The following is an 8,440-nucleotide window of genomic DNA, read 5'->3' as shown; positions in this document are numbered from 1 at the left end:
CTTTGCGCCGATGATAGTGCTGCAACCAGTGTGAAAGTAGGTTATCGTCAGGCTTGTTATTCGCAGTAGAGAAAAACCCCGCCAGCAATGGTGGGGTTTTTTTTCGTCTGGTGCTTTTGTTTGGGGCGGCCGAATCCGCCCTACAATGGCGGTATGCGCATTCTGATCATTGAAGACAACCCCGATATTCTCGCTAATCTCTACGCTTATCTGGAACCGAAGGGCCATGTACTTGATTCGGCCATGAATGGCTATGCGGGCCTGGCCTTGCTGGCCCAGCATGACTACGATGTGATCGTGCTCGATGTCATGCTGCCCGGCCTGACGGGCCTGGAACTGTGCCAGAAGCTGCGCGGTGAATTGAAAAATAGCACGCCGGTGCTGATGCTGACGGCGCGCGATACCCTGCAAGACAAGGTCGCCGGCTTTGACAGTGGCGCCGATGATTACCTGGTCAAGCCATTCTCGCTACTGGAACTGGAAATCCGCCTGAAAGCCTTGCTGCGCCGCGCGCGCGGGCAAACGACGGCCGCCGCCGTGCTGGCGGTGGGCGAGCTGCGTTTCGATACGGAAAAATTCGAAGTCCGGCGCGCCGGCCACGCATTGACCTTGACCAAGACCGGTTACATCATCCTGAAATGCCTGATGAGCGAAGCGCCCAAGCTGGTGCCGCGCGAGCTGCTCGAGCATGAAGTCTGGGGCGATGACCGGCCTGACAGCGATGCCCTGCGCACGCATATCCATGCGCTGCGGCAGGTGCTCGACAAACCATATGCCTTTCCAATGCTGCGCACCATTCCTGGCATCGGCTATAAATTACTGAGTAGCGATGCGCCCGTTTAAATCGCTGAAGCGGCGCATCATCGTCGCCTATCTACTGTTCGCCGTGGTGGCGAGCGTCTTTTTTGCCATTATCGCTGCCATCGCCGTCGAGGGCATCGAAGTGCGCCTGGTTGACGAGCGCCTGAAAGAAGTGGCGGCCTGGGCTTCACCCAGGCATGTGGCTGGCTTGTCTGTCGAGATGCCGGCAGGCTTGAGTTTTCATCACGCCGAGGATACCCCGTTGCCCTTGCGTGGCCTGGCGCCCGGCATGCACGAGAAAACCGTCGACGGCGTCGATCTGCACGTGCTGGTCGGCAGCGATGTGCATGGGGAATTCGTCGTCATCGATCACGCCACCGAGTATGAAAAGATCGAGCTGGTGGTGTACAGCATGTTTGCGCTTGGCTTCATCGGTTTCCTGATTTGTGCTTCGCTGCTGGGCGCCTTCATCGCCAATCGCTTGATCACGCCGATCATGTCACTGACGCAGGCCGTCAAGGCTGGCCAGGCGGCCTTGCCATTGCAGGACAGTGCCGATGAATTGGGGATACTGGCGCGTGCTTTTGCCGCACGTACGACGGAGTTGACCGAAGTTCTTGATCGAGAGCGTTTTTTTACGGGCGATGTCAGCCATGAGCTGCGCACGCCGCTGACCGTGATCACGGGTGCGGCGGAAATCTTGATGGAGCAAGGCGGCCACGATCCAGTGGTGCGTTCCGCCGCCGAACGCATCTACCGGGCTGCGCACGAAGCGAGCGATTCCGTGACGGTGCTGTTGCGTCTGGCGCGCGCCCCCGAATTGCTGGAATGCGCGTCACTCTCCGTGGCGGAACTGGTCCGGCAGGAATGCCTGCGCTGTCAATCGTATACGGCCGGCAAGCCGCTTACCTTCGTGTTTGCGGGCGGCGAGGATTTTCTGGTCAACGCCCCGCGTGAATTGCTGGTGGCTGCCATTGGCAACCTGGTACGCAACGCTTGCCAATACACCTTGCAGGGTGAAGTGATCGTGCGCCTGGCCGGACGTGCGCTGATCGTTGATGACACGGGGCCAGGTTTGCCGGAAGCGGCGCGTGCGCGCCTGCTGCATCAACCCGTACCGGCCACTCTGGGCGGCTCGTCCGGCACAGGCTTGGGGCTGGGCCTGGTTCAACGCATCTGCCTGTATCTGGGCGCGGATCTGGCGTTCCATGTCCGCCCCGCTGGCGGCACCATGCTGCGGATTGATTTCATTTAAGCCGGCTTTTTGCGAGCACTTAACGAAAACTTAACGCCCTGTTAACACGTAATTCATGCCGATACTTGTAAGGTGATTCTGGAAGCGCGTCTTGCCCCGTTCGCATTGTGCACGGCGGCAGCGTCATGTTCTCTTCATATTGACACTGTACGATGACTTCCATGGCTGCAATCCTGTGCAGCCTGTCCCTTTTATCTCATCAAGTAATGTGTGCATCCATGCTGGCCAAGCTTAAACTCGTCAAAACTCCCAAAGGCATCGATAGCGTCCTGATGCTATCGGCCATGCTGATTCTCTGGATCGGCAATTACAGCAACCTCGACCTCAAGATCGCCGACAGTATGTTCGACGGGGCACGTGGGCAATTTTCCGGTGCTGACAGCGCGCTGGCGGGCAGTTTCCAGTTTTGCATGACTTTGCTTGGTGCCGCCGTCATCGGCTTGGCCATCTGGGATACCTTGCGTCCGCTGGCCTGGCTTGCATCACGCCGCAGTGCCCTGCGCGTCATGGCCCTGTCGGTCGTCTTGGTGCCGCCAAGCATCTATTTGCTCTCGTCCTTCAGCGATGTGCCTTGCCCTACGGATTTGCTTCGCTATGGCGGACTGGAACCGTATGCGCGCATGCTGGAAACCTTACCCGCCAGTGCGTCTGCCATGGCTTGCCTGCCCGCTACCCAGGCGAACACTGCCTGGTGGCTGCTGGCCTTGCTATTGTTCTGCCTGCCAGCACGGCCACGCACGGCGCTTCTGCTGGCCGGTGTCATGCTGCTGTGCGGTTTGGCGGCAGGCTGGCAGCAACAGTTGCAAGGTACGCAATTTTTCACGCATACCTTGTGGTCTGCCTGGATCGCTGCTTTCCTGATATATCTGCTGCATCACTTGTTCCGGACGGAGGACGCGTTGGCCTGAAATACAAAAATACGTCACAATCTGCCTGTCAAGTTGTCGTTTCATACAAAAACAGGAGCACCATGAACGAGCAGATTGCGAGAGAAGTGGTATTGGTCCGGGCTATCGAAACGGCCGACCAGAAAAAAGAAGTCCTCAGCGAGGATGACCGTATGTATGCCAGCCGCAGCGCGCGTGAGCTTGCGCAGTGGCAAGCCTCGGGCAAGCAGGCCGAAGTCACGGGTGACGATTTCCTGCAGCAGCGCTCCGAGCTGATCCTCAAACGCATCACCGAGCGCACCCCCGCCTTCGCGGCGTTTGCGAAGCGTCGCAACGGCATGAAGACCCTGGCGCTGACCTTGCCATTGCTGGCCCTGCTGCTGGGTGCCGGCCTCGACCGCATCACCGATCCGCACCGCGTCGACCTGCTGTCGGCGCCCTTGCTGCTGATCATCGCCTGGAATGTGCTGGTCTATCTGGGTTTGCTGATCTGGCTATGCATCCCCTCGCACTCCCTCGGCTGGCCGAAAGCGGGGCTGGTGCGCCACTTGAGCGTGGGCCGCCTGGCCCTGCCGCGCAAGCTGCCGCACGCCTTGTCCTCGGGCTTGCTCAGTTTCATGGGGGAATGGGCGCACCTGAGCGCCAAGCTGACGGCCGCGCGCCTGAGCCGTACCATCCACCTGAGCGCCGCCATGTTTGCCATCGGCGCCGTCGCCTCGCTGTATGCGCGCGGCTTCCTGTCGCAATACGCGGCTGGCTGGGAAAGCACCTTTTTGAATGCCAGTCAGGTGCACAGCCTGCTTTCGCCCCTGTTTGCGCCAGCGATTGCCCTGTTTCATTTGCAAGGCTTTTCGCTGGCGGAAATCGAAGCGCTGCGTTTCCCGCAAACGACGACCGTCGAAGGCGGCGCGCGCTGGGTGCATTTGTATGCGGCAACGATTTTCCTGCTGGTCGTCGTCCCCCGCCTGATCCTGGCCCTGGTCAATAATTGGCGCGCCGCACGCCTGGCAAAGCACTTTCCACTGGATCTTGAGCAACCGTATTTCCGCAAGCTCAATGAAAGCATCGGCGTGGCTACGGGCGGCATGTTGCGCGTCTTGCCGTACAGTTTTACTGTCGATGAGGCGCGCCACAAAGGCTTGGGCCAGCTGTCCATCATGCTGTTTGGCGAGCAGGGGCGCATGATGTTGCGTCCATCGACGTCGTATGGCGAAGAGCCTCAGGAGGTCTTGCGCGGTACCGACTTGAATGATCCGCAAGTCAATATCACGGCCGTGCTGTTCAACCTGACGGCGACGCCGGAAAAGGAAAATCACGGCGCCTTTCTCGATTACCTGGTGCAATCGTCGACACGCGGCATTGCCGTCCTGATCGACGAGTCCAGCTACCTGGAGCGTGCTGGCGAGCAGGTGGATAATGCCGCCCGTTTGGCGGAAAGAGTCGCCTTGTGGCAACAGTTTTGCCTGTTCCATCAAACCCCGGCCACCCTGGTCAATTTGCTCAATCCTGCCTTGCACCCGCTCGATGCCGGTGTCGGCTTGAAAGTATCGGCAGCAGCATGAGTGTGAATGTGAATAAAAATGTCCAGGATGATGCGGTGCAGATTCAGTTTGCACTGATTTCGCATACGAATAATGGCAAGACCACCCTGGCGCGCACCCTGGTGGGCGTGGATATCGGCGAAGTGCGCGACGCCGCCCACGTCACCGTGTTTGCGGAATCGCATACCTTACTGGCGACGCCACAGGGTGATGCTCTGCAATTGTGGGACACGCCCGGCTTTGGCGACTCCGTGCGCCTGCTCAAGCGCCTGGGGCAGTCCGGCAATCCCATCGGCTGGTTCCTGCGCGAAGTGCTGGACCGTTATCGCGACCGTCCGTTCTGGCTCAGCCAGCAAGCGCTGCGTACGGCCAAGGACGCGGCCGACGTGGTGCTGTACCTGGTCAATTCCTCGGAACATCCCAGGGATGCGGGTTATTTGCCGGCGGAAATGAAAATCCTCGAATGGCTGGGCAAGCCCGTGGTGGTCTTGCTCAATCAGATGGGGCCGCCACGTCCGGGCAATGAGGAACACGGCGAGCAGGCGCGCTGGCGCGAACATTTGCAGCAATATCCCATCGTGCGCGACGTCCTGGCGCTTGATGCCTTTGCCCGTTGCTGGGTACATGAGCGTGTGTTTTACGAAGCCGTGGGCAAGTTGTTGCCGCAGTCGCAGCAAGCAGGCTACGCGCGTTTGTTTGCTACTTGGCAAGCGCAAAATACGGCGCGTTTCCAGCAGTCCATGCATTTGCTGGCCGCGCAGCTGGCCGCGGCTGGGCAGGATCGCGAAGCCATCGAGCCCGTCTCCAAGGGCTTGCTGAAATCGGCCTTGCAGGTCGTGGGCATCGGCAAGAATGCAGAGCAGCAACGCCAGGAAAAGGCCATGGCCAATCTGGTGGCGCGGCTCAATACGCACAGTGGTGTCATGACGCGTGAATTGTTGATCTTGCACAAACTCGATCCTACCGATGCGCATAAGATCAATAGCCGGATACGGGAAAATTTCGCCGTGCGCGCGCCGATCGACAAGGCGCAGGCGGGGCTATTGGGCGCCATGATTTCCGGTGCGGCGACGGGTTTGTCGGCCGACCTGATTTCCGGCGGCCTGACTCTGGGCACGGGCGCCTTGCTTGGCGGCGTGGTTGGTGCACTGACGTTTGCGGGTGCAGCCTGGGGTTTTAATTCCGGCACGGACCGTAACGAGCCCACCATGCAATTTACGGATGCCTTCTTGCGTACCCTGGTGGTGGCGGGCGTGCTGCGTTACTTGGCGGTGGCACACTTTGGCCGTGGCCGCGGTAACTTTGTGGAAGGCGAGGCGCCGGCATTCTGGCAAGATGAGGTCGAGCAAGCGGTCGCGCGCCATGACGCTGCTTTGCTTGAGTTGTGGAAAGAGGTGCGCCGGGAAAAATCACCTGACCAAGCCGCCGAGCGCGTCGCACCCGTGATTGCCGCCATCACCTCCGATACCTTGGCGCGTCTGTATCCGGATGTGGCGCGCCTGGTGTAGCTAATCAGGCGCGGGCCTGTAGCCACTGCTGCAGAAATTGCACGCAGGCCCTGACTTTGGCCGAGTTCGACAGGCGCGAGGTGGTCACCGCCCACACATCGGCGGCTTGTTGATACGCGGGTAAAATGCGCACCAGCTTGCCTTGCGCCAAGCTGTTTTCCACATCCCATGCCGAGCGCAAGATGATGCCGTGGCCGTCCAGCGCCCATTGATGCACGATCTCGCCATTGTTGGCCGACAGCGGCCCATCTACCTTCACCGTTTCCAGCCCGTGCGGCCCTTGCAGTTTCCAGCGTCGCCCATCCTGGTCGCGCTCGCGGATGACGATGCAGGCGTGCTCACGCAATTGTGCCAGGGTGGCGGGTGTGCCATGTTGTGCCAGGTAGGTGGGCGCGGCGCACAGCACACGCTGATTGCTGGCAATGCGGTGGGCGATCAGGTCTGGCTCGTGCACCACGCCGACGCGAATGTCGAGATCGAAACCTTCGCCCAGCAGGTCGACGGGGCGGTCAAGCAATTCCAGCTGTATTTTCAGGTCTGGATATTGCCGCGCCAGCTGAGATAGTGCGGGACCGAGGCGGTTACGCCCGAAACCAGAGCTGGAGCAAATGCGCAGCACGCCCTGCGGCTGCAATTTCGACTGCGCGACCGCTTCACGCATTTGCTCGACATCTTCCAGGATGCGCTGCGCCCATTGCCGCACGATCTCGCCGTGATCGGTGATGCTGACCCGGCGCGTGGTCCGGTGCAGCAAACGGACTTGCAGCGCCGCTTCCAGCATGCCGATGCGCTTGCTGACGACCGCCTTGGACACGCCCAGTTCCAGCGCCGTGGCGGCGAAACTGGTTTTGTGGGCGACCTGGCAAAACAGGCGTAAATCTTCCAGCAGTGGCGTATTTTTCATCGATTAATCACGAAATGTAAATACTGGGATTATGAATTCCCTGATTGTATTCTGATGCGGCGCCAGTATCATCAACGCATCCATCTAGCATCCATCTATAACCAGGAGAACCTCATGCCCGCACACAGAATCGCAGTCATCGCCGGCGACGGCATAGGCAACGAAGTCATGCCGGAAGGGCTGCGTGTTGTCGAGGCCGCCGCGCGCCGCTTCAATATCGACCTGCAGTTCACGACGATGGCATGGGCGAATTGCGACTATTACCTCGAGCATGGCCAGATGATGCCCTCGGACTGGTTTGCCCAGCTCAAGGAGTTCGACGCCATCTATTTTGGTGCCGTCGGTTGGCCGGACAAGGTGCCCGACCATATCTCGCTGTGGGGTTCGTTACTAAAATTCCGGCGCGAGTTCGACGAATACGTCAACTTGCGTCCCGTGCGGCTGATGCCGGGCGTGCCGTGTCCGCTGGCGAACAAGAAGCCGGGCGATATCGATTTCTACGTGGTGCGTGAAAACACGGAAGGAGAATATTCGTCCGTGGGTGGGCGCATGTTCGAGGGGACGGAGCGCGAAACGGTGCTGCAGGAATCCGTGTTTACGCGCAAGGGCGTCGACCGCATCCTGAAGTATGCGTTTGAGCTGGCGCAAAGTCGGCCTAAAAAACACCTGACATCGGCGACCAAGTCGAATGGCATCGCGATCAGCATGCCATTCTGGGATGAACGGGTGGAAGCGATGGGCCCTGACTTTCCCGATGTGCACTGGGACAAATACCACATCGACATCCTGGCGGCCCGTTTCGTGCTCAGCCCGGAGCGTTTCGATGTAGTGGTGGCGTCGAATCTGTTTGGCGACATCCTGTCCGACCTGGGCCCCGCCTGCACGGGGACGATTGCCATCGCGCCGTCGGCCAATATCAATCCGGAGCGCACTTTTCCCTCCGTGTTTGAGCCGGTGCACGGTTCCGCCCCCGATATATATGGCCAGAATATCGCCAATCCGATCGGCATGATCTGGTCGGGCGCCATGATGCTGGATTTTCTCGGCAATGGCGACGCCCGGTACACGGCGGCGCATGACGCGATTATGCGCGCCATCGAGCAGGTGCTCGAGCACGGCCCGCGTACGCCGGACATGGGCGGGCACGCCAGTACGACCGAGGTGGGCATGGCGGTTGCCGAATTGCTGAAATAAAGCTTGCCGCCCGTGGGCGGCTTTGCTATAGTTCGCCTTCCCGATGAGACGCACTAGTTTGCGGCACAAAAGGGACAGCCTTCAGAGGCTGGGTAGTAAAAAAGAAGGTTGACGAAATGCTGAAAAAGCTTCATACTCTTCCTTCTTCGCAGCTGACAAACACAACGCTTTGTCGATAGCGCGAAAGTAGCACCGAATACAGTTCTTTAACAATTAACAGTCGATAAGTGTGGGCATTTGATGTAAGTGCAGCGTCAATCTTCGGATTGGCGTCTAACTTAAAATATCAAATGTTCACAAGAAATAATGAAATAGGATACTTCTTCGGAAGTAGCCTGTCAGTTTTTTGA

General features: G+C 59.2%; 7 protein-coding genes. 6 read left to right on the top strand and 1 reads right to left on the bottom strand.

Translation table 11 applies throughout. The features are described 5' to 3' along the window. Positions 1-153 precede the first annotated feature (153 nt). The 5 genes from ACQ4W0_RS28990 to ACQ4W0_RS28970 all read left to right on the top strand — a co-directional run bounded on the left by ACQ4W0_RS28990 (position 154) and on the right by ACQ4W0_RS28970 (position 5,992). Positions 154-843, top strand: a complete 690-nt coding sequence (locus ACQ4W0_RS28990) for a response regulator transcription factor (protein WP_436579876.1) — start codon at positions 154-156, stop codon at positions 841-843. Then, the gene (locus ACQ4W0_RS28985; RefSeq protein ID WP_436579875.1) at positions 830-2,056 is read left to right on the top strand and encodes a sensor histidine kinase; all 1,227 of its coding nucleotides are present in this window, start codon (positions 830-832) and stop codon (positions 2,054-2,056) included. The genes ACQ4W0_RS28990 and ACQ4W0_RS28985 overlap by 14 nt, the downstream gene beginning before the upstream one ends. Before the next feature lie 218 nt (positions 2,057-2,274). Beyond that, positions 2,275-2,964 carry a phosphatase PAP2 family protein gene (locus ACQ4W0_RS28980; protein WP_436579874.1) on the top strand — a complete coding sequence of 230 codons (690 nt, stop codon included), beginning with the start codon at positions 2,275-2,277 and terminating at the stop codon, positions 2,962-2,964. Between the two features lie 62 nt (positions 2,965-3,026). Continuing rightward, entirely contained in the window at positions 3,027-4,505 is a 1,479-nt protein-coding gene (locus ACQ4W0_RS28975) for a DUF2868 domain-containing protein (RefSeq protein ID WP_436579873.1), read from the top strand. Beyond that, complete coding sequence (locus tag ACQ4W0_RS28970; RefSeq protein ID WP_436579872.1) at positions 4,502-5,992, top strand: DUF3482 domain-containing protein; 1,491 nt, start codon at positions 4,502-4,504, stop codon at positions 5,990-5,992. Before ACQ4W0_RS28975 ends, ACQ4W0_RS28970 begins: the two co-directional genes overlap by 4 nt. Before the next feature lie 4 nt (positions 5,993-5,996). Here the strand turns inward: ACQ4W0_RS28970 and ACQ4W0_RS28965 are convergent, their stop codons facing one another. Continuing rightward, positions 5,997-6,896, bottom strand: coding sequence for a LysR family transcriptional regulator (locus ACQ4W0_RS28965; protein ID WP_436579871.1), 900 nt, complete (start codon positions 6,894-6,896; stop codon positions 5,997-5,999). Between the two features lie 114 nt (positions 6,897-7,010). Between ACQ4W0_RS28965 and ACQ4W0_RS28960 the strand changes: the two genes are divergently transcribed. Further along, positions 7,011-8,090 carry a tartrate dehydrogenase gene (locus ACQ4W0_RS28960; RefSeq protein ID WP_436579870.1) on the top strand — a complete coding sequence of 360 codons (1,080 nt, stop codon included), beginning with the start codon at positions 7,011-7,013 and terminating at the stop codon, positions 8,088-8,090. Positions 8,091-8,440 lie beyond the last annotated feature (350 nt).

The organism is Janthinobacterium breve, from assembly GCF_051380895.1.
GTDB lineage: Bacteria > Pseudomonadota > Gammaproteobacteria > Burkholderiales > Burkholderiaceae_D > Janthinobacterium.
Note: the sequence above shows the minus strand (reverse complement) of the source record. Positions and strands in the feature narration are given on the sequence as shown.

What these genes read in the sequence shown, in the direction of transcription:
- ACQ4W0_RS28960 (WP_436579870.1), top strand. Translation starts at nt 7,011, where the DNA reads ATGCCCGCACACAGAATCGCAGTCATCGCCGGCGACGGCATAGGCAAC.
- ACQ4W0_RS28975 (WP_436579873.1), top strand. Translation starts at nt 3,027, where the DNA reads ATGAACGAGCAGATTGCGAGAGAAGTGGTATTGGTCCGGGCTATCGAA.
- ACQ4W0_RS28980 (WP_436579874.1), top strand. Translation starts at nt 2,275, where the DNA reads ATGCTGGCCAAGCTTAAACTCGTCAAAACTCCCAAAGGCATCGATAGC.
- ACQ4W0_RS28970 (WP_436579872.1), top strand. Translation starts at nt 4,502, where the DNA reads ATGAGTGTGAATGTGAATAAAAATGTCCAGGATGATGCGGTGCAGATT.
- ACQ4W0_RS28965 (WP_436579871.1), bottom strand. Translation starts at nt 6,896, where the DNA reads ATGAAAAATACGCCACTGCTGGAAGATTTACGCCTGTTTTGCCAGGTC.
- ACQ4W0_RS28985 (WP_436579875.1), top strand. Translation starts at nt 830, where the DNA reads ATGCGCCCGTTTAAATCGCTGAAGCGGCGCATCATCGTCGCCTATCTA.
- ACQ4W0_RS28990 (WP_436579876.1), top strand. Translation starts at nt 154, where the DNA reads ATGCGCATTCTGATCATTGAAGACAACCCCGATATTCTCGCTAATCTC.